Source organism: Maribacter sp., from assembly GCA_020629415.1.
Taxonomy (GTDB): Bacteria; Bacteroidota; Bacteroidia; order Flavobacteriales; family Flavobacteriaceae; genus Maribacter; species Maribacter huludaoensis.
Map to the genome: position 1 here is coordinate 47075 of JAHDDL010000001.1, position 1540 is coordinate 48614.

The following is a 1540-nucleotide window of genomic DNA, read 5'->3' on the forward strand; positions in this document are numbered from 1 at the left end:
AAAGCACTAGTCCCCGTAATCATTCCTTGGTTGATCAGCTTTTTAGCAAACTCATCTTTAGGCACTAAACCTTTATCGAACATGAATTTTTGCCAAAAACGAGAGTACAATAAGTGACCTGTTGCGTGCTCACTTCCACCTATATATAAATCTACATCTTGCCAGTAATTAATGGCTTTCTCTGAGAATATTTCTTCGCTATTATGCGGATCCATATACCTATTAAAATACTGCGAACTACCCGCCCAACCTGGCATAGTATTCAGTTCTAATGGAAATACAGTTGTATTATTTATCTCGCTATTATTGACAACCTTTTTGGCAACGGTATCCCAAGCCCATACCTCAGCGTTACCCAATGGTGGTTCGCCGGTTTCGGTTGGTAAATACTTTTCCACTTCGGGTAACTCAATTGGCAAATGTTCTTTTGCAATCATCTGCGGCATACCATCTACATAATATACAGGGAAAGGTTCTCCCCAATATCTTTGGCGACTAAAAACAGCATCGCGCAAACGATAATTTATTTTTCCTTCACCATGTCCTATTTTCTCTAACTCATAGATTGCCAATTTCATGGCTTTCTTATACGGCAATCCGTTTAAGAAATCAGAATTTGCAATAACCGTTTTTTCCTTGTCAGCAAAAGCTTCCTCAGAAATATCTACACCTTCGAATACATTAGGAATATCAATATTAAAATGCTTTGCAAAATCATAATCGCGCTGATCACCACATGGCACAGACATAACCGCTCCTGTTCCATAACCTGCTAATACGTAATCACCGATCCAAATAGGAATAGGCTCTTTTGTAAATGGGTGCTCCGCATAGGCACCTGTAAATGCACCGGAAATGGTTTTTACATCTGCCATACGATCACGCTCGCTACGTTTTGCCGTTGCCTCAATATATGCCTCTACCTCTGCTTTCTGCTCTACCGTAGTTATTTTACCAACCAATTCGTGCTCTGGCGCCAAAGTCATAAAAGAGACTCCGAAAATAGTATCGGGTCTTGTGGTAAAAACCTCTATTTTTTCATCATGGTCTTTCACATTAAAAATAGCCGATGCACCTTGAGAACGACCTATCCAATTGGTTTGCGAATCTTTCAAGGGCTGGGGCCAATCTATCTTATCCAACCCATCTAACAAACGTTGTGCATAGGCAGATATACGCATACTCCATTGGGTCATCTTTTTACGAACAACCGGGTGACCGCCACGTTCTGACACTCCGTTTACTATTTCGTCATTTGCCAAAACCGTACCCAATGCCGGACACCAGTTTACCTCGGTATCCGCCAAATACGTTAATCTATATTTTAAAAGAATTTCTTGCTTTTCAACATCAGAAAAATTGGTCCAGTCCTCTGCAGAAAAAATAGCAATATCATCATCACAAACCGCATTTACATTGGCATTGCCTTCTGCCTCAAATACTGAAATTAAAGTATCTATATCTTCCGCCTTATCCGTATCGGTATTATACCAAGAATTGAATATTTGAATGAATATCCACTGTGTCCATTTATAATATT

At 39.7% G+C, this 1540-nt stretch carries 1 pseudogene; it reads right to left on the reverse strand.

The annotated features are described in order from the left end of the window. Window positions 1-1540: pseudogene (locus QZ657_RS00200) on the reverse strand (class I tRNA ligase family protein); the annotation flags it as partial.